General features: G+C 71.6%; 20 protein-coding genes and 4 pseudogenes. 11 read left to right on the top strand and 13 right to left on the bottom strand.

Going from position 1 to position 24,238, the window contains the following annotated elements:
* Nucleotides 1-12: 12 nt before the first annotated feature.
* The 5 genes and pseudogenes from HUT10_RS05165 to HUT10_RS05145 all read right to left on the bottom strand — a co-directional run bounded on the left by HUT10_RS05165 (nucleotide 13) and on the right by HUT10_RS05145 (nucleotide 4,892).
* The gene (locus HUT10_RS05165; RefSeq protein WP_254896688.1) at nucleotides 13-1,131 is read right to left on the bottom strand and encodes an alpha/beta hydrolase; all 1,119 of its coding nucleotides are present in this window, start codon (nucleotides 1,129-1,131) and stop codon (nucleotides 13-15) included.
* A gap of 114 nt (nucleotides 1,132-1,245) precedes the next feature.
* Nucleotides 1,246-1,646: pseudogene (locus tag HUT10_RS05160) on the bottom strand (snapalysin family zinc-dependent metalloprotease).
* Nucleotides 1,647-1,959: 313 nt separating this feature from the next.
* On the bottom strand, nucleotides 1,960-2,514 hold the full coding sequence (locus HUT10_RS05155) for a TetR/AcrR family transcriptional regulator (RefSeq protein WP_176170113.1): 555 nt from the start codon (nucleotides 2,512-2,514) through the stop codon (nucleotides 1,960-1,962).
* A gap of 2 nt (nucleotides 2,515-2,516) precedes the next feature.
* Nucleotides 2,517-4,006, bottom strand: a pseudogene (locus HUT10_RS05150) (MFS transporter).
* 61 nt (nucleotides 4,007-4,067) lie between these two features.
* Nucleotides 4,068-4,892 carry a bifunctional 2-polyprenyl-6-hydroxyphenol methylase/3-demethylubiquinol 3-O-methyltransferase UbiG gene (locus HUT10_RS05145; RefSeq protein WP_176170112.1) on the bottom strand — a complete coding sequence of 275 codons (825 nt, stop codon included), beginning with the start codon at nucleotides 4,890-4,892 and terminating at the stop codon, nucleotides 4,068-4,070.
* Nucleotides 4,893-5,062: 170 nt separating this feature from the next.
* Between HUT10_RS05145 and HUT10_RS05140 the strand changes: the two genes are divergently transcribed.
* Nucleotides 5,063-5,293: a hypothetical protein gene (locus HUT10_RS05140; RefSeq protein ID WP_176170111.1), complete on the top strand. Its 231-nt coding sequence runs from the start codon at nucleotides 5,063-5,065 to the stop codon at nucleotides 5,291-5,293.
* A gap of 19 nt (nucleotides 5,294-5,312) precedes the next feature.
* On the opposite strand, the gene HUT10_RS05135 is transcribed toward HUT10_RS05140, so the two are convergent.
* The gene (locus HUT10_RS05135) at nucleotides 5,313-6,485 is read right to left on the bottom strand and encodes an ROK family transcriptional regulator (protein ID WP_176177678.1); all 1,173 of its coding nucleotides are present in this window, start codon (nucleotides 6,483-6,485) and stop codon (nucleotides 5,313-5,315) included.
* A gap of 136 nt (nucleotides 6,486-6,621) precedes the next feature.
* Between HUT10_RS05135 and HUT10_RS05130 the strand changes: the two genes are divergently transcribed.
* From HUT10_RS05130 to HUT10_RS05120, 3 genes and pseudogenes are all read left to right on the top strand, one after another.
* Complete coding sequence (locus tag HUT10_RS05130; protein ID WP_176170110.1) at nucleotides 6,622-8,046, top strand: APC family permease; 1,425 nt, start codon at nucleotides 6,622-6,624, stop codon at nucleotides 8,044-8,046.
* Nucleotides 8,043-10,870: pseudogene (locus tag HUT10_RS05125) on the top strand (beta-mannosidase). The gene HUT10_RS05130 and the pseudogene HUT10_RS05125 overlap by 4 nt, the downstream one beginning before the upstream one ends.
* Nucleotides 10,867-11,756: pseudogene (locus HUT10_RS05120) on the top strand (ROK family protein). Before HUT10_RS05125 ends, HUT10_RS05120 begins: the two co-directional pseudogenes overlap by 4 nt.
* Before the next feature lie 47 nt (nucleotides 11,757-11,803).
* Here the strand turns inward: HUT10_RS05120 and HUT10_RS05115 are convergent.
* Nucleotides 11,804-13,012, bottom strand: a complete 1,209-nt coding sequence (locus HUT10_RS05115) for an MFS transporter (RefSeq protein ID WP_176170109.1) — start codon at nucleotides 13,010-13,012, stop codon at nucleotides 11,804-11,806.
* A gap of 116 nt (nucleotides 13,013-13,128) precedes the next feature.
* On the opposite strand from HUT10_RS05115, the gene HUT10_RS05110 reads away from it, so the two are divergent.
* The gene (locus HUT10_RS05110) at nucleotides 13,129-13,737 is read left to right on the top strand and encodes a hypothetical protein (RefSeq protein WP_176170108.1); all 609 of its coding nucleotides are present in this window, start codon (nucleotides 13,129-13,131) and stop codon (nucleotides 13,735-13,737) included.
* 4 nt (nucleotides 13,738-13,741) lie between these two features.
* Here the strand turns inward: HUT10_RS05110 and HUT10_RS05105 are convergent, their stop codons facing one another.
* Nucleotides 13,742-14,737, bottom strand: a complete 996-nt coding sequence (locus tag HUT10_RS05105; protein ID WP_176170107.1) for a LacI family DNA-binding transcriptional regulator — start codon at nucleotides 14,735-14,737, stop codon at nucleotides 13,742-13,744.
* Between the two features lie 131 nt (nucleotides 14,738-14,868).
* Between HUT10_RS05105 and HUT10_RS05100 the strand changes: the two genes are divergently transcribed.
* The 3 genes from HUT10_RS05100 to HUT10_RS05090 are packed head-to-tail and all read left to right on the top strand — an operon-like array spanning nucleotide 14,869 to nucleotide 18,511.
* On the top strand, nucleotides 14,869-16,527 hold the full coding sequence (locus HUT10_RS05100) for a peptide-N4-asparagine amidase (RefSeq protein WP_176170106.1): 1,659 nt from the start codon (nucleotides 14,869-14,871) through the stop codon (nucleotides 16,525-16,527).
* Nucleotides 16,528-16,538: 11 nt separating this feature from the next.
* Nucleotides 16,539-17,180 carry a class I SAM-dependent methyltransferase gene (locus tag HUT10_RS05095; protein ID WP_176170105.1) on the top strand — a complete coding sequence of 214 codons (642 nt, stop codon included), beginning with the start codon at nucleotides 16,539-16,541 and terminating at the stop codon, nucleotides 17,178-17,180.
* Nucleotides 17,181-17,233: 53 nt separating this feature from the next.
* Nucleotides 17,234-18,511 (top strand): cytochrome P450, encoded by a 1,278-nt coding sequence (locus tag HUT10_RS05090; RefSeq protein WP_176170104.1) that lies wholly within the window; start codon nucleotides 17,234-17,236, stop codon nucleotides 18,509-18,511.
* Nucleotides 18,512-18,513: 2 nt separating this feature from the next.
* On the opposite strand, the gene HUT10_RS05085 is transcribed toward HUT10_RS05090, so the two are convergent.
* On the bottom strand, nucleotides 18,514-19,140 hold the full coding sequence (locus HUT10_RS05085; RefSeq protein ID WP_176170103.1) for an alpha-ketoglutarate-dependent dioxygenase AlkB: 627 nt from the start codon (nucleotides 19,138-19,140) through the stop codon (nucleotides 18,514-18,516).
* Between the two features lie 57 nt (nucleotides 19,141-19,197).
* Nucleotides 19,198-19,773, bottom strand: a complete 576-nt coding sequence (locus HUT10_RS05080; protein ID WP_176170102.1) for a dihydrofolate reductase family protein — start codon at nucleotides 19,771-19,773, stop codon at nucleotides 19,198-19,200.
* A 242-nt stretch (nucleotides 19,774-20,015) separates the two neighbouring features.
* Between HUT10_RS05080 and HUT10_RS05075 the strand changes: the two genes are divergently transcribed.
* Complete coding sequence (locus HUT10_RS05075) at nucleotides 20,016-20,594, top strand: hypothetical protein (protein ID WP_176177677.1); 579 nt, start codon at nucleotides 20,016-20,018, stop codon at nucleotides 20,592-20,594.
* Here the strand turns inward: HUT10_RS05075 and HUT10_RS05070 are convergent.
* Together HUT10_RS05070 and HUT10_RS05065 are read right to left on the bottom strand one after the other, a co-directional pair.
* On the bottom strand, nucleotides 20,575-21,546 hold the full coding sequence (locus HUT10_RS05070; protein WP_176170101.1) for an RluA family pseudouridine synthase: 972 nt from the start codon (nucleotides 21,544-21,546) through the stop codon (nucleotides 20,575-20,577). The genes HUT10_RS05075 and HUT10_RS05070 overlap by 20 nt on opposite strands.
* A 15-nt stretch (nucleotides 21,547-21,561) precedes the next feature.
* A complete protein-coding gene (locus HUT10_RS05065; RefSeq protein ID WP_176170100.1) occupies nucleotides 21,562-21,954 on the bottom strand; it encodes a DUF5313 domain-containing protein in 393 nt (130 codons plus the stop codon).
* A gap of 70 nt (nucleotides 21,955-22,024) precedes the next feature.
* Between HUT10_RS05065 and HUT10_RS05060 the strand changes: the two genes are divergently transcribed.
* Together HUT10_RS05060 and HUT10_RS05055 are read left to right on the top strand one after the other, a co-directional pair.
* A complete protein-coding gene (locus tag HUT10_RS05060; RefSeq protein WP_176170099.1) occupies nucleotides 22,025-22,462 on the top strand; it encodes a MarR family winged helix-turn-helix transcriptional regulator in 438 nt (145 codons plus the stop codon).
* 56 nt (nucleotides 22,463-22,518) lie between these two features.
* Nucleotides 22,519-23,400: a TIGR03854 family LLM class F420-dependent oxidoreductase gene (locus HUT10_RS05055; protein ID WP_176170098.1), complete on the top strand. Its 882-nt coding sequence runs from the start codon at nucleotides 22,519-22,521 to the stop codon at nucleotides 23,398-23,400.
* Here the strand turns inward: HUT10_RS05055 and HUT10_RS05050 are convergent.
* Nucleotides 23,397-24,179, bottom strand: a complete 783-nt coding sequence (locus HUT10_RS05050) for a hypothetical protein (protein ID WP_176170097.1) — start codon at nucleotides 24,177-24,179, stop codon at nucleotides 23,397-23,399. The genes HUT10_RS05055 and HUT10_RS05050 overlap by 4 nt on opposite strands.
* Nucleotides 24,180-24,238 lie beyond the last annotated feature (59 nt).

Below are 24,238 nucleotides of genomic sequence, written 5' to 3'. Positions count from 1 at the left end.
TACTAGCGCGGGTCAGCAGTCCGGTTCGAGATAGCGGTCGAAGAACGCGCCGAGGGTTGCTCGCTGGCCGGTCACGCTTCGGTCCGGGTCGACGGTCCCGACGAACGGCGCGATCGCCGCCGGGGCGAGGCCGAGGCGGGGGAGGAGCACCTGGTAGTCGGTGTAGCTGAAGTGCTCGCCGTCCGGCAGGTGCTGTGTGCGCACCGGCCCGCGCTGGTGGGCCAGGAACTCCTGCCACGACGGATCGGACGCCGCGTTGTGGTTGCCCGCGCTCAGCAGCAGGAACGGCTGGTCGAGCCCTTCGTCGGCGGCGCGGCCGAACTCGCGGGCCGACTGGGAGTAGGCCATGCTGCCGTCGAGGTCGGCCCCGGCGGCCACGCGGGCGTCCGACACCATCGTCTCGGCGGTGGTGAACCCGCCCGCGGAGTGGCCGAACATGCCGATGCGGGAGACGTCCGGGGCCAGCCCGGCCGGGAGCGCGCGGTGCTCGGCGTCCGGATTCCCGCCGCGGGCCAGGGTTTCCAGTGCGTCGAGGACGAGCCGGGTGTCGGCCACGCGCGTGGCGATCAGCCGGCGTCCGGCATCCGGGCCGGTGGGCAGCACCTGCCGTTCGACGCGGCCGCCGGGGAACTCCACGGCGGCCGGCTCGTGGGTGTGGTCGATCGCCACCGTCAGGTAGCCCTCGCCGGCCAGCTGCTCCAGCTGCGCGGTCCCGACCGAGCGCGGGTACTTGGCGCCGGGCGAGTACAGCACGACCGGCCGCCGCCCGCCGGCCGCGGGAACGCCCGCGCGGGCGTGGGTGGGGAAGGTGTAGCGGACCCGGTCGGCGGCGATGCCGAGCTGCCGAGCGTCTTCGGCGGCGAGGACGGCCGCGGCTCCCGGCGCTTGGTACGGCACCCTCGGGCCACCGCCGGAGCGGGCGGGATACCGGACAGTCACCATGAGTTCCCGGGCCTTCCCGGCGACCCAGGGGTCCGGCCGCGCGTGGTCGACGAGGTGCAGATCGACGCTGCCGACGGCGAACGGTCCGGTGGGAGCGGGCAACGCGAGCCCGGTGGCCGCGGCGGCGGAGACGGGGAGCGCGGTCAGGAGCAGAACGCCGGTGAGTCCGGCGACGAGTCGTTTTCGCATGGTTCGACCGTATTGACGGCCGCGCTCCGCCACATCGGGATGATCACCGAGGCGGCCCCGGACAGGGCTGTGGCCCGGGCGCGTCCGCCCGGGCCACAGCTCAGTGGTTCCGGCTCAGAAGCCGTAGATCGTCTCGTACACGCGCTCGGCGTTGGTCGCCACGAGGCCGTTGGCCCACAGCTGGTTGACCCGGCTGCGCTCGGTCGAGTTCGGGAAGGCGTTGGTGCACGACGTGCCGGGCCGCCACCCGACATCAGCTCGGAGCACGGGCCCGAGTAGTGGTCGGGCAGCCCGAGGGCGTGCCCGGTCTCGTGCGCCGCGATGCGGGTCGGGTTGTACTGGCGGGCCTGGGTGTAGTCGATGAAGATGGTGCCGCTGCCGTGGCCGTTGGTCGAGGCGTACGAACCGCGGGGGTCGTTGCCCTCGGTGTAGCGCAGGCTGGCGCCCGAGTTGCGCTCGACCAGGCGGACGTTGGTGACGCTGTTGTTCCAGTTGGCGGCACCGGCGTTGATCACCGAGCGGAACGTCGGTGCGCTGGCGGTGCTGTAGTAGACCGTCGTGACGGCCGCTTCCTGCTCGGTGGCGGCCGACGCGGTCCCCGCGGCGAGCGGGGTCACGGTCAGGGCGAGCGCAACGGCGCCGGCCAGGGCGAACTTCCTCGACATCGGAAGACTCCTCGGAGGGGACGGGGATTTGCCGGAATTGCGCGCGCTGTCGAAAATTTACCCGGAAGACACGTTCGCCGGAGCCGACTAACGTAGGGCCCGGCAACTGGTGATTTCCCAACACCAAAGTCGGGTTGACTCCGCCGGGGTCACGCCGTCCGGATCACCGGCGGGTGAGGGCGAGCAGCTGCTGCTCCAGCTTCCGCGCGGCCGTCACGTCGATGCCCACACCCCACAGCGGCGCCGTGCTCGCGCCGTCGGCCGCGGCGATCACCAAGGTGACCACCTCGGCCGGCAGGCCGTCGTCGTGGAGGTCGCGCTCCCACCTCTGCGCGTCCGCGCGGGCGAGGTCGGCGATCTCGGGGATCGAGATCAGCTGCGCGATGAGCGCGATGTTCTCGCGGATCGCGACCTCGTCCTGCGAGGTGTCGAGGGACGCCCGGACGTACGCGCGCGTCAGCCGTCCGGGCTCGGTGTCCGCCGGGTCGAGCGCGGCCTGCACCTCGGTGCGGAACTCGTCCAGCAGGTCCTGGGCGAGCGTGCGCACCAGCGCGTCCTTGGCCGGGAAGTGGTACAGCAGCCCGCCTTTCGACACGCCGGCCGCGCGCGCGATGTCGTCGAGGGAAGCGGACACGCCGCGGGTGCGGATGACCGTCGCGGCGGCGTCGAGCAGCGCGCGGCGCGTCTCTTCCGGGCCGCGCCCGGCCTTGCGTGGCATGCTCAGTCCTTTCCGGACGGAATGCTACGCCAGGCGATCACCGCGGCGACGGCGGTGACGGCCGCCGCCGCCAGCGACGTCACCTGCATCGCGCCGGTGAACGCTTCCCGGGCGGCGCCGGCGAGTTCCGAAGCCGGGTCCAGCACGCTCGCGGCCCCGGCGAGGGAGTCGCGGACCTGGTCCGGGAGCGGGCCCGCCGGGAGGGACGCCCGGTAGACCAGGTTCACCACCGAGCCGAGGATCGCGATGCCCAGCGCCGCCCCGAGTTCGTAGGCGGTCTCGGAGATCGCCGACGCCGAGCCGGCCTTGTCCCGCGGGACCGCGGACAGCACCGAATCGACGGTCAGCGTCAGCGCCAGCCCGACGCCGAGCCCGACCGGCACCAGCGTCAGGCCCAGCCACCAGTACTGCGGTGCCCGTTCGGCGAGCGACACCAGCGCGAGGCCGAGTGCGGCGACGGCGAGCCCGGCCGCGACGGCCCGCCCCGCCCGAGCCGTCCGGCGACCACGCCGACGGCGGCCACGACGGCGATCGAGGCGAGCGTCGCCGGCATCTCCGCGAACCCGGCCTGCAGCGGCGAGAAGCCGCGGACCAGCTGCAGGTACTGCGAGAAGAAGAACAGCAGGCCCATCAGCGCGAAGACCGCGATGAAGTTCGCCAGGACGGCACCGCTGAACGCCCCGTTGCGGAACAGCGTGACGTCGATCAGCGGCGCCTCGGCCCGCCGCTGGCGGCGGACGAACAGGACGCCGGACCCCAGTCCCACTGCGGCCGCGATCGCCACTTGCAGGTCGGGACCCGAGCTGACGGCGTGCTTGACCGCGTAGACCAGCGGAACGATCGCGGCCAGCGACAGCCCGGCCGAGAGCAGGTCGAACCGGCCCGGGTTCGGGTCGCGCGACTCCGGCAGCAGCCAGGCACCGGCGATCAGGAAGACGACGACGATCGGGACATTGATCAGGAACACCGAGCCCCACCAGTAGTGCTCCAGCAGGGTGCCGCCGACCAGCGGGCCGAGCGCGATACCGCCGCCGGACCCCGCCGACCAGATGGCGATGGCGCGGGTGCGCTCGCGCGGGTCGGCGAACAGGGTCCGGATCAGCGACAGCGTCGAGGGCATGATCGTCGCACCGGCGACGCCGAGCAGCAGCCGCGCGACGACGAGCACGCCGGCGGTGGGGGAGAAGGCGGCCAGCGCGGAGGCGAGCCCGAACGCCGCTGTCCCGAGGAGCAGCACCTTCTTGCGGCCGAAGCGGTCGGCGAGGTTGCCGGCGGTGACGAGCAGCCCGGCCAGTGCGAGCGAGTAGACGTCGCCGATCCAGAGGATCTCGGTGGCGGTCGGCGCGAGCTCGCGGGTGAGCGACGGCACGGCCAGGTACAGCACGGTGCCGTCGACCGCGAGCAGCAGCACGGCGCCGACGAGCACGCCCAGCGCGGCCCAGCGGCGCCGGGGGCTCAACGGACGTGCGGAAGTCGGGAGGAGGGCGGTCATGCGGCTTACTATACCGTCTGGACGGTATAGTAAGCCTGGTGACGCTGCCCACCCGCCGGGTTCAGGCCTTCGACAGGAAGAAGTAGGCGTAGTGCTTGTCGAGCTCGTTGCGGGGCACGAGCTGGACGGCGGCCGGCGTCAGGCCGCAGCGCGACGCGAGCTCCCAGAACGCGGCGATCGGGTAGGTCGTCATCTCGGCGAGCCCGGACCGGTAGCCGCGGCGGCGCGGCCGGGTCCACCAGCTGCCCGTGTCGTACTTGATCTGGATCAGGGCCAGCCCGCCCGGGGCGAGCAGCCGCGAAGCGATGCGGAGCAGGCGCTCGCCGTACTCCGGGGTCGGGATCAGCTCGAAGACGTAGAAGCTGAGGAAGACGTCGCAGGGTTCGCCGATCCGCGCCAGCGCCGCTTCGGGCGCCTCGACGTCGATCGAGACCGGCGTGAACGGCGTGTCGCACGTGGCGGCGACCTCCCGCTCGCATTCGCGCAACGTGTCCGCCGAGATGTCGACGCCGACGTACTCCCGTGCGTGCGGTGCGAACGCCACGGCGTTCGCACCGCCGCCGCAGCCCCAGTCGACGATCCGGTTCCACGGCCGGGTGAAGCCGGCCATCTTCGCGCCGCGTTCGAACAGTTCGAGGTGCTCCCGGCCGATGCGCGACCACAGGTCGTTGTCCCGGAACACCGACGCGTCCCGCCAGTGGGAGTTCGCGAGCCACCGGTCGCCGGCGGGCTTGCGCCAGTACGCCTGGGCATCGGTCGCGATCCGGCTCTCGGACTGCCGGGCACCCACGCCGGTCAACGTCCGCTGAACGAGCTCTTCGGCGCGCCGGGCGAGTCGTTTCGCCTGCCGGGTCGCGGTGGACGTACACGGCGCCACGCTGAACATTCCAGTCACCGTCCGGGGGGAGTGGGGGAGTGCCGACACGGGAGATGTCGTCGGCGCCCCGGTCGGCGTGTCGGGCCGGAGGTCCCCACCGGTCCCGGGAAAGACAGGACCCGGACAGGGCCGTTCGGCCCTGTTCGCCGGTACGCTGGAAGCAGCGGAAGGAGGCGGACGTGACGGCCGAGGAACTGATCATCGAGTTCGCCCTGACGCGCATGGACCACCCGGATCTCGAGTTCGAAGAGATCGCCGCGCTGCTGGTGCGGCGCGGCGGGCCCGAGCGGGAGCTGGAGTTCGCCGCCCGGAACCTGGCCGACCGCGGCGAACTCCGCGGCGCCGCCTTCCCGGCGGCGGTCGAGTACGTGCTGCGGGTGGTGCTGACCCTGCGGGGCCCGTCCGACTAGTCCACTATGGACACCGCGGTCAGGCGTCCCCGGCGGCGCGGCCGAGGCCCCGGCGGTCGAACACCAGCTCGTGGGCCGTGCTCAGCGCCGTGGCGATCGCTCCCGCCAGCACCGCGTCCTCGCCCAGCTGGCCCGCCACGATCTCCGGGACCACCGGCGTCGTCGCGGCCAGGGCGCGGCGCATCGGCCCGGCCAGCAGGTCCGTGTTGCCGCCGATGCCGCCCCCGAGCACGATCAGGCGGGGGTCCAGGACCGCCGTCACCGCCGCGACCACGTACGCGAGCTTCTCCGCTTCCTCCTCGACCACGCCGAGCGCCCGCTCGTCGCCCGCGCGGGCCAGCCGGAACACGTCCTTCGCCGAGCGCGCCTTCGTCAGCCCGCGGGCGCGGGCCGCGGCCAGCACCGCCTGGCCCGCCGCCGCCGTCTCGACCGGGCCGGGGCGCCGCGCGCCCGTGCCGGACGGCCGCGGGTCGAACGGCAGGTCCGCGATCTCGCCGGCCGCGCCGTGGGCGCCGCGGAACAGCCTGCCGTCCATCAGCAGGCCCATGCCGATCCCGGTGCCGACCGTCAGGCACACCAGCACGTCCACGCCCAGCGCCGCACCGAGGGCGTGCTCGCCGACCGCGCACAGGTTCGCGTCGTTCTCCACCACCACGTCCGAGCCCGCGCCGGCCAGCGCCGAGACGAGCTCGTGCAGCAGCCCGCGCCGCTCCCAGCCCGGCAGGTTGGGCGCGCGGTGCACCGTGCCGGTCGCCGGGTCGGGGACGCCGGGCGTGCCGACCACCGTCGAGACGACATCGCTGCGGCTCAGGCCGGCCGCGGCGACCGCGCGTTCGACGGATTCGCTCACCGTGCGCACCAGCGCGCTCGCCGACCGGCACCGGTTGGGCTCGTCGAGCCGCGCGACGATGCTGCCTTCCAGGTCGGCGACGGCGATCCGGATCGCCCGCCGCCCGATGTCGACGCCGACGACGTGCCCGGCGTCCGGTGCGGCCTGGTAGACGACCGCCGCACGGCCCGGTCCGGCCAGGCTGCGGCCGGTGGTCCGGACCAGCCCGTGCTGCTCCAGGTCGAGCAGGGCCTGGCCCACCGTGGGTTTGGACAGCCCGGTGTCGGCGGCGATCCGGGGCCGCGTGGCTTCGCCGTGCGCGCGCAGCCGGTCCAGCACCAGGCGCTGGTTCAGCGCCCGCATGTGCGCCGGGGTCCCGACTTGCGGCCCGTTTCGTCCCACGCGTCCTCCTGAGTTGCCGCATGTTTATCCGCGGACCCTTCCGGCCCGCGGCGTTCTATGTTAAGAAACTTTACTAACTACTAGTCGGAGGCACGTCGTGAGTTCACCCACTCGTTCCGGGGAGCCGCCCGCCCTGGAACGCAAGATCGGCCCGCTGCAGGCCACCGCGATCAACATGACCCAGATGTGCGGGATCGGCCCGTTCGTCACGATCCCCGCCATGGTCGCCACCATGGGCGGCCCGCAGGCGATGTTCGGCTGGATCATCGGGGCGATCGTCGCGCTGGCCGACGGGCTGATCTGGGCCGAACTCGGCGCCGCGATGCCGGGCGCCGGCGGCACGTACCTCTACCTGCGCGAAGCGTTCCAGTACCGGACCGGGCGCCTGATGCCGTTCCTGTTCGTCTGGAGCGCGGTGCTGTTCATCCCGCTGATCATGTCGACCGGCATCATCGGGCTCGTCCAGTACCTCGGCTACCTGATCCCGGGCGTCACCGACGACGCGGGCACGACCCCGCTGGGCAAGATCATCGGCGTCGGCATCACCCTGGTGATCATCCTGGCCCTGTTCCGGAAGATCGGCCAGATCTCCCAGCTCACGACGGTCCTGTTCGTGGTCATGCTGGTCGCGGTGCTGACGACGATCGTGGCGGCCTTCTCGCACTTCAGCGGGGCGCAGGCGTTCGCCTTCACCCCGGGCGCGTTCAGCTCGGCCGGCACCGGCACGTTCTGGGGCGGCCTCGGTGCAGGCCTGATCATCGCCATCTACGACTACCTCGGCTACAACACCTCCGCCTACCTCGGCGGCGAGGTCCGCGACCCGGGCCGCACGCTGCCGCGCTCGATCATCTTCTCCATCCTCGGCATCATGGGCCTGTACTTCCTCCTGCAGGTCGGCGTGCTCGGTTCGATCCCGCTGGAGCAGCTGAAGGACGCGAAGTCGGTGGCGTCGTCGGTGCTGGAACAGGTGTGGGGCACCGGGGTCGCCAAGACCGTCACCGTGCTGATCGTCATCGCCGCCATCGGGTCGGTGTTCGCCGGGCTGCTCGGCGGCTCGCGCGTGCCGTTCGAAGCCGCGCGCGACAAGGTGTTCCTGCCGGTCTTCGGCAAACTGCACCCGAAGCTGCACCTGCCGACCGCGGGCGTGCTCACCATGGGCGCCATCACGATCGTCGGCTCGCTGTTCACCTTGACCGAGGTGATCAACGCCGCGGTCGCGACGCTGGTCATCATCCAGTCGCTGGCCCAGGTCGCCGCGATCGTCGTGCTCCGCCGCCGTCAGCCGAACCTGAGGCGGCCGTACCGGCAGTGGCTCTACCCCGTGCCGACGATCATCGCGCTCATCGGCTGGGTGTACATCTACAAGTCGGCCGAGTGGCTGTCCATCTGGCTGTCGCTGGGCTGGATCGCCGTCGGCGCGATCGCCTACCTCGTCTACGCCAAGGCCGAGCACACGTGGCCGTTCGGGCCCAAGGAGATCAAGGAAGCCTTCGCCACCGAACCGGAAGGGGTTCAGGCATGACCCGCAAGCTCGCGGTGCTCGCCGCGCTGCTGCTCGTGCCCGGCGTGCTGAGCGTGGCCGCGCCGGCGTCCGCGCAGCCGGACCTCGCCCAGCAGGATTTCGCACAGCCGCACGGGCTCACCACGATCGGCCTGCAGGGCTGGCAGGTGCTGACCACGGCGAGCGTCAAGGACGGCGGCGAGAAGGTCTCCACGCCCGGGTACGCCACCCGCGGCTGGCTGCCGGTGAAGCCGGACGACGCCGGCGCGCCCGGCACCGAGATCACCGCACTGGTCCAGAACGGCAAGTGCCCGGACGTCTTCTTCTCGGACAACATGCGCAAGTGCTTCGGGTACGTCGACAAGCTCGGACCCGTCGTCACGAAGCCGTTCTCCGACCCCTGGTGGTACCGCACCGACTTCACCCCGGCATCCGGCCGGGCCAGCACGCGAAGCTGACCATCCCGGGCATCGTCGGTGAGGGCGACGTCTGGGTGAACGGCTCGCTCGTCGCCACGAAGGACGTCGTCAGCGGTGCGTTCGCCGGCCACACCTTCGACGTCACGAAGCTGGTGAAGCCGGGCCGCAACACCCTGGCGATCAAGGTCTACCCGAACAACCCGCTGAAGATGTACACGCTCGACCAGGTCGACTGGAGCCAGATCCCGCCGGACAACGACACCGGCATCCAGTTCCCGCCGACCCTGCAGGTCTCCGACGCGCTGACCGGCGAGAACGCCCACGTCGTCCAGGACAACGCGCCCGACCTGTCCAGTTCGAAGCTGACGGTGAAGCTCGACGTCACCAACAACGCGGCCACCGCGCAGACCGGCGACGTCGCCGCGACGATCATCCCGCCCTCGGGCGCGCCGATCGTCGTCAAGCAGCGCGTGACGATCCCGGCGAACACCAAGCGGACGGTTTCGCTCGCGCCGGTGAAGATCGACCACCCGAAGGTGTGGTGGCCGTACTCGATGGGCGACCAGCCGCTGTACACCCTGACCACCGCGGTCTCGCAGGACGGCGCACTGTCGACGTCGTCGAAGAGCACCTTCGGCATCCGCACGGTGACCTCGCGACTGGTCGGGAAGTCCGCGCCGCTGCCGGAGGGCGCGCGGCAGTTCACCATCAACGGCAAGGACTTCGTCTTCCGCGGCGGCGGCTTCGCGCCGGACCTGTTCCTGCGCTACGACAAGGCCGACACCGCGCACCAGCTCGCGCTGATCAAGAACCTGGGCCTGTCCGGCGTCCGGCTCGAAGGCCATGACATGCCGCAGGACTTCTACGACCAGGCCGACCGCGCCGGCCTGCTGGTGATCGGCGGGTTCCTCTGCTGCGACGCCTGGCAGCCCGACACCGCCGAGCAGCTCGGCGAGCGCGACCTGCGGATCATCCGCGACTCCTCGGTGAGCATCGCGCAGCGCGAACGCAACCACCCCAGCGTGTTCAACTACGGCTGGAGCGACAACGAGCCGTTCCCGAACCAGGAGCAGGCCGTCCTCACCGCGTTCCGGCAGGAGGACTTCCAGGTCCCGGTGATCGCCTCGGCGGAGTACAAGAGCACGCCGACGCTGGGCAACTCGGGGGAGAAGGAGGGCCCGTACGACTGGGTCCCGCCGTCCTACTGGTACGACAGCTCGCACTTCGACGCTTCCGACGACAGCCGCACCAACGCGGGTGGCGCGTGGGGCTTCGCGAGCGAGCAGAGCGCCGGGCACACCGTGCCGACGCTCGATTCGATCAAGCGGTTCCTCTCGCCTGCCGAGCAGGCGAAGCTGTGGCAGGACCCGGCGTACAACCAGTACCACGCCAACTTCGAGCCCGACCACGGCGGTTACGCCTTCGGCACGCTGTACACGCTGGACCAGTCCATCCTGCAGCGGTACGGCAGGTGGTCGTCGCTGAAGTCCTATGTGGACCTGGCGAACATCGCGAACTACGAGAACACCCGCTCGCAGTTCGAGGCGTTCCTGCACCACTCGACGGACAAGGCGAACCCGTCCACCGGCGTCGTCTACTGGCAGCTGAACAAGGGCTGGCCGACGCTGCTGTGGTCGCTCTACAACGACGACGGCGACCAGCCGGGCGCGTACTTCGGCGCCCAGAAGGCGAACAAGCCGCTGCACGCGCTCTACGGCTACGACAACGGGTCCGTCACCCTGGACAACCTCGGAGCGGCCACGCAGTCCGGGCTTTCGGTGCAGGCCCGCGTGCTCGACACCGCCGGCAAGGTGCTCGACGACCAGACTGCTTCGGGGATCTCCCTGGGTTCGCAGGGTGTGCGCACGGGCGTCCTGAAGCCGAAGGTTCCGGCCGAGACGAAGGCACCGGCGCCCGCGCAGGTCTACTTCGTCGAACTGCAGGTGAAGCAGGGCGGGAAGGTCGTCGACCGGAACGTCTACTGGCTCTCGACGCAGAAGGACGTCGTCGACTGGGCCAAGACGCTGGGCAACCCGCAGGCGACGCTCTCGCAGTACAGCAACCTGCAGGCGCTGCAGAACCTGCCGAAGTCGCAGGTCGGCGCGGTGGCCTCGACCCGCGCGCAGGGTGGTGAACTCGTCACCACGGTGACGGTGACCAACACCGCGAAGACGCCGGGTGCGGCGTTCTTCCTGCGGGCCGACGTCCGCCGCGGCACGCCGGACGGGCGGGAAGCGCCGGGGGACAACCAGCTCGCGAACGCGACCTGGGACGACAACGACATCACGCTCTGGCCGGGCCAGTCGCAGACGCTGACCGTCACCTACCGGGCCGCGGACCTGCGCGGTGCGGCGCCGGTGATCAGCGTCGACGGGTTCAACACCGGCCGGATCGTGGTGCAGGGGACGGGAGGGGCCCACGCGTGAGCGGGGATCGGATTCTCGGGATCGACTTCGGCGGCACCAAGGTGGCGCTGGGACTCGCCGATCGCGACGGCACCTTGCTGGCGACGCGCCGGCTGGACACCGACGCGCAGGCGGGGGCCGAGCAGGTGGTGGTGCGCGCGCTCGCCGCGGCCAGGTCCCTCCTGGCCGACGAGGCGCGACGGCCGCGTGCGTCGGCGTCGTCAGCCCGGGGATCGTGCTGCCGGACCGCATCCTGCTCGCACCGAACGTGCCGGGGTGGGAACAGCTGCGGCTGGCCGAGCTGGTGGCCGCCGAGTTCCCTGGTGTGTCGATTTCGGTCGGCACGGACGCGAAGGCGGCGGCGCTGGCGGAGTGGCGCTGGGGCGCGCTGGCCGGGGCCGACCCCGCTGTGTTCCTGTCGCTGGGCACCGGCATCGCGGCCGCGGTGCTGATCGGCGGCCGGGTGCTGACCGGCGCCAACGGAGCTGCCGGCGAGATCGGGTACAACCTGCTCTCGCCGCAGGACACCGAGGGTTTCGCGAGCGGAGCGGCGCCGCTCGAGGAAGCCGTCGGTGGGCGTGGGCTGGGCGGCCGGGCGAGCGAACTGCTCGGCCGCCCGGTCACCGCCGGGGAGCTGTTCGCGCTGGCCAAGGAGAACGTCGAGGCCAAGGAGCTGGTCACGGCGGCGCTCGACGAGCTCTCGATGCACGTGGCCAACCTGGCGATCGCCCTGGACCCGCAGCGCATCGCGGTCGGCGGCGGGCTCGTGCGCTCGGCGGACGTGCTGCTGCCGGCGCTGGCGGACCGGCTCGCGCACGCGGTGCCGTTCCCGCCCGAGCTTGTGGCGGCCCGCTTCGACCAGGACGCGGCGCTGCTGGGCGCGGTGGCGCTGGCACTGGGCGGTTAGTCGTCCGGGTGGTGTGCCGGTGCCCCGACCCGGCACACCACCCGGTATCAAGCCCGGGCGGCGGCGAGTTCTTCGGTCCGCCGGAAGGCCGCGGGGGAGAGCTGGAACCAGACGAGGACCGCGCTGATCGCCTGGATGCCCGCGGCCATCACCCAGACCGCGCGCAGGCCCCAGTGCGCGGCGACCAGGCCGCCGGCCAGCGCGCCCAGCGGAGTCAGGCCCCAGGCCAGCGCGCGGTGGCTGGTGAGCACCCGGCCCAGCAGCGGCGCCGGCGTGAAGCGCTGGCGGCTCGACTGCGAGCAGACGTTCCAGATCAGCACGGTCGCCGTCAGCGAGACCAGCACGACGCCCACCAGCGGTGGCCACGGCGGGACGATCGCGATCAGCAGCGTCACCACGGCACCGAGGCTCTGCGACAGCCGCATCGACCACGAGTAGCCGAGCCGGTCCACGATCTTCTGCACCACGAACGAGGAAGCGACCCAGCCGACGGCCAGGCAGGCCAGCAGCAGGCCGTAGCCGACCGGGCCGACGTGCAGCACCTGCGTCGCGTAGAGCACGAACATCGAGTTCCCGGCGCTCGCGGCGAACGAGCCGAGCGCGACGTTGGTGGTGATCGACCGCAGCAGCGGCGTCCGCACCAGGTGCCGCAGGCCGCCGGAGAGGTCCCGCAGCGGGTGCGTCGTGGCCGCCACGACGGACTGCGAGGGAATCCGGCGCGCCAGCACGAGCGCGACGAGTGCGCAGGCCACGGCCAGCCAGGCGGGTGCCCCGCCGCTCACCGCGACCAGGAACCCGGTCAGCGGCGGCACGACGAACCGCACGACCCCCTGGTCGATCACGGTGAGCCGCGCGTTGGCGTGGGCGAGCCGCTCGTGGCCGACGACCTCCGGGACGAGCGCCCCGCTGGCACCGTCCCCGAGCACCCGCGCCGAGGTGACGACGAAGGCGACCACCAGCAGCACGGGCAGGCTCAGCACCCCGGCGGAGGCCACGGCCGCGAGAACGACGGCGGCCGCGCCGAGCACGGCGTAGGCCCAGGCCAGCACGGTGGTCCGGCGCACCCGGTCGATGACCACCCCGGCGAACAGCGACAGCAGCAGCCAGGGGGCTTCCCCGACGACGTTGATCAGCGACACTTCCCGCGGATCGGTGGTGACGGAGACGGCGAGCAAGGGAATGGCGGCCAGGAGCAGCCCTTCGGCGGCCGAACCGGACACCGCGACGGCCTGCAGCCGCACCCACCTCGACGCCATGGCCCCGAGCTTGCCGAACGCACCGGTGAATTCCAACCGATTTAGCGGCGGGCGAAGGGCAGAAGTTCCGAGACGGCCGTCGTAACGCTCCGGAGCCAATCGGAGACTCATCATCCATGTCGGGCGCAGCAAATCAAGGCGGTCAGGTCGACCGGTCGGCGGTCGAGGCGGCGCGCATCAACCGCCGCGGCACGCTGGTCACCGCACTGGCCACGGTCATCGCCGCGTTGATCGGCGGCGTGTTCGCGGCGTACAAGGTCGGCAACGACCAGGGCACCGCGGCCGTCCCGCCGCGGACGGTGACCGTCACGGCCACCCCGCCGGGACAGGGTGTCCCGCCCGCGTCGACCGGCGTGGCGCAGACGAGCGACGTGTCCGCCCAGGTGCGCCTGGAGGCCGGAACCGGGGTCGACGTCGACGTGGCCGATCCCCACGCGGTCGACACCAGCGGCCCCAACGGCGACATCGACCTCTTCTACTCGGGTGTCTGGGTCACGGTCAACCGGTCCGCGGCGTACTCCTACAGCGGCGGCGAAAAGGCGGCGAGCACCGCTTGCCCCAGAGTGGTGGCCAACGACAAACCCGCGCCGGGCGGGCAGGTCATGCTGGTCGCCGGATACCAGTTCTGCATGCGGACCTCCGACGGCAAGGTCGGCTGGGTCGGCTGCAACGACGTGCAGGTGCCCAACTACATCGTCTTGAACTACCGGCTGTTCACCACCTGAGCCGTCAGCGGCGCACGCGCGTCGACTCGCGGACGACGAGCTCCGGGGTGAAGACCACCGCCTGACGTTCCGGTTTCGTGTCCGACGTCTCCGCCAGGAGCAGCTCCGCGGCCGTGCGGCCGAGGCGGCGGGCGGGCTGGCGGACCGACGTCAGCGGGACCGCCGCCGCGCCCGCGAACTCGATGTCGTCGTAGCCGACGATCGCCATCTCGTCCGGGACGCGCACGCCCGCGCCGACCATCGCCTGCAGCACGCCGAGAGCGAGCAGGTCGTTCGCGCAGAACACCGCCGTCGGGCGGGGGCTCGCGCCGAGCAGGCGGGCGCCCGCGTCACGGCCCGAAGCGACGTCGAGGCCGATGGCTTCCAGCACCGTCAGCTCCGCGCCGGAACCGGCCAGCGCGTTGCGCAGCCCCTGTTCGCGGTCGCGGCACTGGGCGAGGATCGCGGGGCCGTTGACGAACGCGATCCGCCGGTGCCCCGTCTCCAGCAGGTGCCGGCCGCCGAGCTCGCCGCCGGCGACGTCGTCGACCGACACGGAGCTCGCCTCGGACGCCGGGGCCTTGCGGTCGACGAAGACGTACGGCGTGCCGGTGCGCCGGAACGTCCGCAAGGCTTCGCCCGACGTCGAGACCGGGCTCAGCAGCACTCCGCGGACCCGCTGCTCGGCGAACATCGCCAGGTACGACGCCTCCAGCTCGGACCGCTGCCCGCTGTTGCAGGTGATGATGTTGAGGCCCTCGGCGTGCGCGGCCTGCTCGGCCCCGCGGGCGACGTCGACGAAGAAGGGGTTCCCGAGGTCGAGCACGAGCAGCCCCATGACGCGGCTGCGCCCGGCCCGCAGCTGACGCGCCGACTCGTCCCGCACGTAGCCGAGCTCTTCGATCACCGAAAGCACGCGGCTGCGCGTCGCGGCCGCGACGACGTGCGGCCGGTTGACCACATTGGACACCGTGCCGATCGAGACGCCCGCGCGCTTGGCGACGTCCTTGATGCCGACCACCGGACCCCCTCGCTGAGAAGTGTGAGCCTAGCACGATCTGAAACGTTTCAGAATCCGGATTACCGACGTTGGTCGCATGATCGCGCCGCTAGGCTCCAGGCGGGTTTGCCTGCCGCTGGGAGGAGTCCGGGGTGCGGATCTTCACGATCGTCCTTTCGCTCGTGCTGACGTGGGTGTTCACCGGGGCGGTGGCCGCGGCCGCACCGATTGTGGAGGGTGACACCGACAACCCCGTCACCGCCGCGCCCGCCGTCACCCGGCCGGGCACGCCGCACTGCAGCGTCACCCTCGCCGACGGCTTCCGCTCCAACGCCGCCGACGGCAGCCCGCAGTTCTACGAAGGCACGCTCACGCCGCCGAAGGCCTGCCCCGGGCCGTGGGCGAAGGTCGTCATGGACCAGACCGTCACCGTGAGCGGGCGGCAGTACGACCGGATCGGCGACCTGCGGATCGGCGGCACCGAGGTCTGGTGGGGCACGACCGAGGAGCCCAGCGGCGAGGGCAAACGCCCGATCACCTACCACTTCGACAAGGACCTCACCCCCTACAGCGCCCTGCTGCGCACGCCACAGCCCTTCCACGGCGGCATCGAGAACTACAACTCGCCGATCTACACCGGCGTCTACGCCCAGACCGTGACGCTCACCTACTACCAGGCGGACCGCAAGCACCCCGCGCCCGAGACGCCCGATCACGTCGCCGGGTTCGGGCACGCCGACGCGACCCCGGCCGCGCCGACCGTGCACTTCACCGCGAAAGACCTGCCGCGCAACATCACCCGCGCCTACCTGGAGGTCACGCTCGAGGGCCACGCGTGTGACGAGCAGTGGTTCGACGACGTGCCCGACGACGTGTCCGCGAAGTACCCGGCGGCCGGCCTCTGCGGGAAGGGCCCGTACCGCGAGGCGAACTTCGCCATCGACGGCACGGCGGCCGGCAGCGCGTTCACCTTCCCGCATATCTACTCCGGCGGGATCGTGCCGCAGCTGTGGCGGCCGGTCGTCGCGATCGACACCTTCAGCCTGCACGCCGAGACCTACGACGTCACGCCGTTCGCCGGGCGCCTCGTCGACGGCGGTACCCATGACCTTTCCTTCTCCTTCCCGGACATCGGCGGCGAATTCACCGTCGTGCCGACGCTACTGCTCTACACCGACAAAAACGCGACGCGGACGTCCGGCGCCCTGACCCGCGCGGGCGTCGCGGCCGCACCGGCCCGGCAGACGACGGTCAAGGACATCACCGGCGGCGTGAACGTGACGGTCACGGCCAAGCGCGACGACGTGACGGCGGGCTACGTCGACACGTCGGCGGGCCGGGTGTTCACGCGGGTCGAGCGCACCCGCGACTACCGCAACAGCGACGACATCACCGGTGGCGGCTTCACCCAGCACGTCGTGCAGGCGGATTCGGGGCAGCAGACCTCGACGTCCACAGTGGACGGCCGGGTGCGGGCGGCGAGGCACACGTGGTCCTACCCGCTGACCACCGACGCGACGGCGAACATCACCGACGACCAGAACCTGCGGATCTCGGGATCGGTGGAGATGACGAAGATCCTCGGCGACACCACGGGCGACGGCCGGAGCTGGCGGCCGGTGAACGCTTCCCGGGAGTGGCTGGCGTCCTCGGGCGTACTGGCCCGCACGAACGGCGTGAACACCGAAGCCGACGGCCGATCGAAGACGCTTTTCACCGGAAGCGACGACCTGGGGCGGCCGTACTTCCACTACGTGGCCAGCGAGCACGGGCTGATCACCGAGAACCGAATTGTCGGTGGCCGCGGATAGGGTCCGGCCCCATGACCGAACCCGCCTTCGTGACCGAGACCCGGACCGCCTACGACACCGTCGCCGACTCCTACGCCGAGGAGCTCCGGAACCTTCTCGACGAGAGCCCGTGGGACCGGGCGGTGCTGACCACGTTCGCCGAACTGGTCGGGAAGACCGGTCTCGTCGGCGATCTCGGCTGCGGCCCGGGCCGGCTGACCGGGTACCTGGCCTCGCTCGGGCTGGACGTCTTCGGCGTCGACCTTTCGCCGGGCATGATCGACGCGGCCCGCCGAGCCCATCCCGAGCTGCGTTTCGAGGTCGGCTCGCTGGCCGCCCTGGCGCTGGCGGACGGGAGCCTGGCGGGCGCGGTGGCGTGGTACTCGCTCATCCACACGCCTCCCGCGGACCTGGCGCCGGTGATCGCGGAGCTCGCCCGGGTACTGGCGCCGGGCGGACGGCTGCTGACCGGGTTCCAGGTCGGTGACGAGCGCCGCCGGATCACCCGGGGCTACGGTCACGACGTCGCCCTGGACGCCTACCGGTTGCCGCCGGAGTTCGTCGCCGGGTTGTGCGTCGAGGCCGGGCTGGTCGTGGAGGCTCGGGTGGTCCGGGAGCCGCAGCCGCCCGAGAAGACCCCGCAGGCCTATCTGCTGGCTCGGAAGCCCGCGTGAACCCCGTCTCGGTTCTCGTCACCCGATCGGGCTAGTACGGTACTGTCGGTCCCATGGGGAGTCTCCGCTCACGGGTCCTGGGCTGGGTCGGCCGGCGCTACCTCGCCCGGCAGTCGAAAAAGGGCTTCGACCTCGAAAAGATGTCGGCCATCCTGCCCGATTCGGCGCTGCTGCCGCTGAAGCGGGACGGCCTCGACCCGGTACCGGCGATGGCCGAAAAACGCCGTGAGGCGCCGATCGGCAAGCTCGACCTGCCGTTCGGGATGAACGCCTGGCTCGTCACCGGCTACGACGAGGCGAAGGCCGTCCTCGGCAAGGCCACCGGGTTCTCCAGCGACTTCGGCAACCTCGTCGGCAACGCCGGCGTCACGGCCGACCAGAACCCGGGCGGGCTCGGCTTCGCGGACCCGCCGGTGCACACGCGGCTGCGGAAGCTGCTGACGCCGGAGTTCACCATGCGCCGGCTGAGCCGGCTGGCCCCGCGCATCGACGAGATCGTCGCCGAGCAGCTCGACGCGATGGCCGCGGCCGAGGGGCCGGTCGACCTGTGGCAGGCGTTCGCGCTGCCGATCCCGTCGCTGACCATCTGCGAGCTGCTCGGCGTGTCCTATGAGGACCGCGAGGACTTCCAGCGGCTGAGCACCGCCCGCTTCGACCTCTTCGGCGGCGCCGGCGCCTCGCTCGGCGCGATGTCGGAGTCGCTGACCTATCTGCTCGACATCGTCAAGAAGCAGCGCGAACAGCCCGGCGACGGCTTGCTCGGCATGCTGATCAAGGAACACGGCGACGAAATCGACGACCGCGAGCTGGCCGGCCTGGCCGACGGCGTGCTCACCGGCGGCCTGGAGACGACGGCGAGCATGCTGGCCCTCGGCGCGCTGGTGCTGCTGCGCGACGAGAAGGCGATGGACGCCGTCCGCGGCGACGACGAGTCCGTGCACCGGTTCGTCGAGGAGCTGCTGCGCTACCTGACCGTGGTGCAGATGGCGTTCCCCCGGTTCGCCAAGGAGGACATGGAAATCGGCGGCGTCCACATCGCCGAGGGCGACATCGTGCTGGTGTCGCTGTCGGCGGCCGACCGCGACCCCAAGCTGGGTCCGGACATGGAGACGTTCGACGCGACCCGCGAGCCGACGTCGCACCTGGCCTTCAGCTACGGCATCCACCGCTGCATCGGCGCGGAACTGGCCCGGATGGAGCTGCGCACCGCGTACCCGGCGCTGATCAGCCGCTTCCCGAACCTGCGGCTGGCGGTGCCGGAGGACGAGCTGTCGTTCCGCAAGGTGTCCATTGTGTACGGTCTGGACGAGCTCCCGGTGCTGGTGGACTGACCTCAGCGCACCCCGCGCGGCCGGAACTGGATGCTGATCCGCGGCCCGGCCGCCCGGTTCGTCTTCGGCACCGCGTGCTCCCACGTCCGCTGGCACGAGCCGCCCATCACGATCAGGTCGCCGTGGCCGAGGGCGTAGCGGCAGGACTCGCCGCCGCCGCGGGGGCGTAGGGCCAGGTGGCGGGCCGCGCCCACCGAGATGATCGCGACCATCGTGTCCTCCGTGCTGCCCCGGCCGATCGTGTCGCCGTGCCAGGCGACGCTGTCGCGGCCGTCGCGGTAGTAACACAGGCCCGCCGTGCGGAACGGCTCGCCGAGCTCGCTCGCGTAGTGCTCGCTCAGCGCCGCGCGGGCTTCCGCCAGCACGGGGTGGGGGAGCGGCGCGGCTTCGCGGTAGAAGCACAGCAGCCGCGGGACGTCCACCACGCGGTCGTACATCTTCCGCCGCTCCGCCTGCCAGGGAACGCCGGTGGCGAGGTCGGCGAACAGCTCGTCGGCGCCGGCGAGCCAGCCCGGCTGCACGTCGACCCACGCGCCGGAGCCGAGCTCGGTCCGGCGCGGGGCCAGGGCGTGCAGCGTGACGGGGCCGGACTCGCCGAACAGCGAGGCCTGCAGTGCCGGAGTCGTCATGACCCCGACGTTACACGATGTTCGAACAGATGTTCTACGTGAAACATCGCCACGCGGTCAGTGTGTGACGTCGTAGACCAGCTTCTGGACGCCGTTGCCGTAGGCCTCGCTGGACACGAGCTTCAGGTTCTGCTTGTCCTTGTCGGTGTCGCTGAAGAGCCGCTTGCCCGCGCCGAGCAGGACCGGGAAGACCAGCAGGTGGTACCGGTCGATCAGGCCGGCGTCGGCCAGTGCGCGGTTGAGGGTGGCGCTGCCGGCGATGATGATCGGGCCGCCCTCGGTCTCCTTCAGGGCCGCGACCTCGTCCAGGGACCGCAGGATCGTCGTCTCGCCCCAGTTGTCGACCAGGCCGGCGTCGGTGAGGGTGGTCGACACGACGTACTTCGGCATCGCGTTGTACCCGGCGAACTCCACGGTCATGCCCGGCCAGACCGGCGCGAACGCCTCGTAGCTGACCCGGCCCATCATCAGCGCGGTGGCTTCCTCCTGCTCGCTGCCCTTGATCGCGTAGGCGGCCGGGTCGAACTCGATGTCCTTGAACGTCCAGCCCGAGTTGCGGTAGCCCGGCTCGCCGCCGGGGGCTTCGACGACGCCGTCGAGTGAGACGAACGAGCTGGAGATCAGGGTGCGCATGGGGTTGCTCCTCGGTGGTCGATCTTGCTCCTGCAAGTCTGTCGAACGGGGCAAGCCGGATTCGACACGGCTTCCGAAGAAAACTTCCGACAGACCGCAGAGCGGGAACGGTGACTCTTGCCCGCCGCGGTCCGGGCTCGTACAGTCGTCTCCACGCCCGCAAAGGTCTGAACCTGTTGCCGGGTGACCGCCGCCTCGAGTGACACAGGAGGTTGACGGTGCACAGACTTCGCGGTGCGGGCGTGCTCGCGGCGACGGCGCTGGGGCTCGCGGTGCTCACCCCGGCGGTGGAAGCCCAGGTCGGCACGGGTCCGTGGGTCTCGGATTCCCCGGGCTACTCCGAGCAGGAGCGGGGCTGCGGTGACATCTCCGGGTTGACGTTCAAGCTCACCTGCTCGACCGGCAGCGGTGACCAGCGCGCGGAACGCCGCTACACCACCTACACCGGCGGCACCCACCAGTTCGAGGGCTCGTTCAAGATCACCAGCATGGGCGGCAGCCGGATCAGTCTCAAGCAGACGTTCCGGGACGGCTCCAGCGCCGGGCCGTTCTTCCTGCTGGCGGTGGAGAAGGGCGGCCGCCTCTACGCGGTGCACGGCGGCGAGACGATCGCCACCGGGGCCACCGTGGGGACGAGCGTGCGGGTGAACACGATCAACCAGGTCGGCAGCACGCACAAGGTGTACATCAACGGCTCGCAGAAGGACTCGGTCTCCAGCCCGAGTGGCAGCTACTACGACAAGTTCGGCAGCTACCGCACCGCGAGCGGCGCGGGGCCGATCACCGTGCAGTGGAGTGGGATCAGGTTCTGGCACAAGTGACGTCCGCGGCGGCGTCCCCGCCCGGGGACGCCGCCCAGGCGTCGAAGTCGTCCCAGGCGGACAGCCGTCGCCGGCTGGTGAAGCGGCGGTGGGCGCCGGTGAGCGGGTCGTCGAAGTCGAGCACCCTGGCCAGCAGCTGCAGGGGTTTCGTGAAGTCGCCCAGGGGCTTCTCGCGCAGCTCGGGGTAGAAGTCGTCGCCGAGGATCGGGACGCCCAGGCCGCTGAGGTGCACGCGCAGCTGGTGGGTCCGGCCGGTCGAGGGGACCAGCCGGTACCGGCCCCGGCCGTCGCGGTGTTCGAGCAGCTCGACGTAGGTCTCGGCGTTCGGCTCGCCCGGCACCTCATGAGCGGCCAGCACCCCGCGGTCTTTGACGATCCGGCTGCGGACGGTTCTCGGCAGGGCCAGCGCCGGGTCGTATGGCGCGATCGCTTCGTACTCCTTGTGCACCCGGCGGTCGCGGAACAGCGTCTGGTACCTGCCGCGCAGCTCGGGCGTGATCACGAACATCACCAGCCCCGCGGTGACGCGGTCCAGCCGGTGCGCGGGGGACAGCTGCGGCAGGTCGAGGTCGCGGCGCAGCCGCACGAGCGCCGTCTCCAGGATGTGCTGCCCGCGCGGGATGGTCGCCAGGAAGTGCGGCTTGTCGACGACCAGCAGGTGCTCGTCGCGGTGCACGACGTCGATCGCGAACGGCACCGGCACCTCGTCGGGCAGGTCGCGGTGGAACCAGATGAACGAGCCGGGCGCATACGGCGTGTCGACGCCGAGCGGGCCGTCCGTGCCGTGGATGCGCTCCTCGCGCAGCATCTGCTCGATGCGGCCGGGCGCCACGCGGGGCAGCCGCTCGATCAGGTGCGCCAGCAGGGTCGGCCACTCGCCATCGGGCAGTTTCAGCCGGGCGGGGTCGAGCCCGTGACGGGGCGGGATCGGCGGGCGGAGCTTGCGTCTCATCGCCCCCGACTGTAACTAACCCTCCGACGGCGTCCGGTAGCGCGCGAGGTAGCGGGCGGTGACTTCGGCGTTCTTCGCCTCGGCCGCCTCGGCGCGGAGGTGGCGCCCGGTGTTGTGCGGGAAGCCCTGCCGGCCGAGCCGGTGCTCGACGCTTTCCTCCATGTACGCGCACGAATAGAAGTACGCGACCAGTGCCGCCATCAGCACCAGGGAGAGCCGCAGCCAGATCGAGCCGGGCAGCAGCAGCCACACCGCGCACAGCGGCACGATGCCGATCGACCGCTGGACCACGAACCGGGCTCGCCAGTGCTTCGACGTCGCATCGTGCAACGCCCACTCGTTGTAGCGCTCGGGAAGGCGCACGCCCACGGCGTACCCGAACCAGCGGAGCGCACTCGGTCGTTCCATGACTTAGACAGTACACTAATACTTAGTGCCCTAATCATTAGGGCGACCGACGACACAGTAGGATTCGGACATGATCGACCTGGGTGAGGACCCCCTGAAGCTGGACCGGCAGGTGTGCTTCGCGCTGTCGGTGGCTTCGCGCAGCGTGATCGCGATCTACCGGCCGCTGCTCGAGCCGTACGGCCTGACCCACCCGCAGTACCTGGTGATGCTCGCGCTGTGGGAACGCTCGCCCAGGTCCGTGAAGGACCTCGGCGAGGCCCTGCGGCACGAACCCGCGACCCTCTCGCCGCTGCTCAAGCGGCTGGAAGCCCTGGGGTACGTGACGCGGGCCCGCAGCCGTTCGGACGAGCGGCGGCTGACGGTCGAGCTGACCGAGGCGGGCCGGGCGCTGCGGGCGGAGGCGGAGAAGATCCCGTACAAGGTGGTCCAGACACTCGGCATGGACGTCGCCGAGCTGGAAGCCCTGCACGGCGTGCTGACCCGGGTCATCGACGCGACCGCCTGAGGAATTCCCGGCCGCCCGGCGCGTTGCTCCCCGAGAGAGCCTTCCGGGAGGAACCCTTGCTGAAGATCAGGCTGGGCGTCGCGCCCGCGGCCGGGACCGGGCCGGCGGAGTTCGCCGGGCTCGCCGCCCGGCTCGAGGACGCCGGCGTCGACTCGCTGTGGCTGTCCGAGCTCGTCTACTCGCCCGAGGTCGACCCGATGATCGGGATGACGCACGCGCTGGCGCGGACGTCGAAGCTGAAGGTCGGCACCGGCGTCGCGATCCTGCCGGGACGGCACCCGGTGCTGGTCGCCAAGCAGCTGCTCACCCTGGCCGGGCTCGCGCCCAAGCGCGTGCTGCCGGTGTTCGGCCTGCGCCCGGCCCGCGCGGCCGAAGCCGGCCTGTTCCCGGTGCCGCCCGGCCGCCGCGCCGCCGTCTTCGACGAATCGCTCGTGCTGCTGCGCCGGCTGCTGGAGGAGGACGAGGTGTCCTTCGACGGCGAGTTCTTCCAGGTCGACGGCGTCCGCCTCGGCCCGCGCCCGCAGAAGCACCTCGACGTCTGGCTGGGCGGGTCGGCGCCGGCGGCCCTGCGCCGCACGGGCCGCCTCGCGGACGGCTGGCTGGGCAGCTTCCACACGCCGTCGCAGGCCCGCGACGCCCGCATCGCCATCCAGCGGGCCGCGGCGGAGGCGGGCCGCGAAATCGAGGAAGACCACTTCGGGCTCAGCCTCGCGGTGGCCGACCAGGGGATCCCGGCCGCGCTCGCGGCGGCCGCGGCCCGGCGCAACCCCGGTGCGGCGGTGGCGGATCTCGTCGCGACGAGCTGGCCGGAAGCCCGGCGGCTGGTGGAACAGCACATCGAAGCCGGGCTGTCGAAGTTCGTGATCCGGCCCGTGCACGGCGACTTCGACGGCTTCCTGGAGAAGTTCCGGGCGGAGCTGGTGCCGCTGCAGAACTAGCCGTGGCGGAGGTCGCCGTGCACCTGGCCGATCTGGAACGCCGTCCCGCGCACGGTCCCGTTGATCGTGTTGGTCGTGCTGCCCGGGGCCGGCGGCTCGATCTTCGCCCGGGCCGCCGCGAGCTCCTCTTCGAAGCCGGCGCCGTGGCGCAGCAGGTCCCCGCTGGGGTTGGGGATGTAGAGGTAGACCGTGCCGCGCTGCTCCTTGACCCGGACATCCGCCGGCACCACCTTCGACGCGGGCAGGTCCGCGTACCCGCCGGCCAGCACGTCCTCGAAGATCCGCTGCGACAGCGCCACCGCGAGGAACGTCTGGTCCGGGTCCGAGCGCTCCAGCACCGCGCGCACCGGGGCGGCGTCGAGCAGCCGGTGCGTGGTGATCACCGCGCTGCCGATCGCGGCCGCCGCGGTGGTGCCCGGCTCCGGCTCGAGGATCGGGCCGACGTTCAGGCTGGCCCGCATCCGCAGGCGCACCGACCGCGCGGCCGAGCGCAGGCGCGCGTCCCGCTCGGCGAGCACGGATTCCAGCTCGTCGAAGAACCGGCTGACCACCGCGGGCAGGAACCGCGGGTCGAAGCCGAGGCCGTAGCCGTCGCCGGTGCCGTGCGGGAACAGGGCGGTTTCCCACACCTCGCGCAGCCCGGCGCGGGCGAACGCCTGGGACAGCACGTCGGGGATGGCCGCGGAGAGTACCGCCTGGGTGGCGGCCGGGTTGCCGCCGAACCCCTTGGTGTCGACCACCAGCAGGGCGCGGTACGGCGGGAGTTCGTCGAAGGTCAAGGCCGGGCCTTCCTGGTTGCCGGTGGCCTTCGATTCTGACGGACCGCGGGCGCGCGGTC

The organism is Amycolatopsis sp. Hca4 (assembly GCF_013364075.1).
In the GTDB taxonomy this organism is placed as follows: domain Bacteria; phylum Actinomycetota; class Actinomycetes; order Mycobacteriales; family Pseudonocardiaceae; genus Amycolatopsis.
The sequence above is the reverse complement of the archived record's forward strand: the minus strand, read 5'-3'. Positions and strand labels throughout refer to the sequence as shown.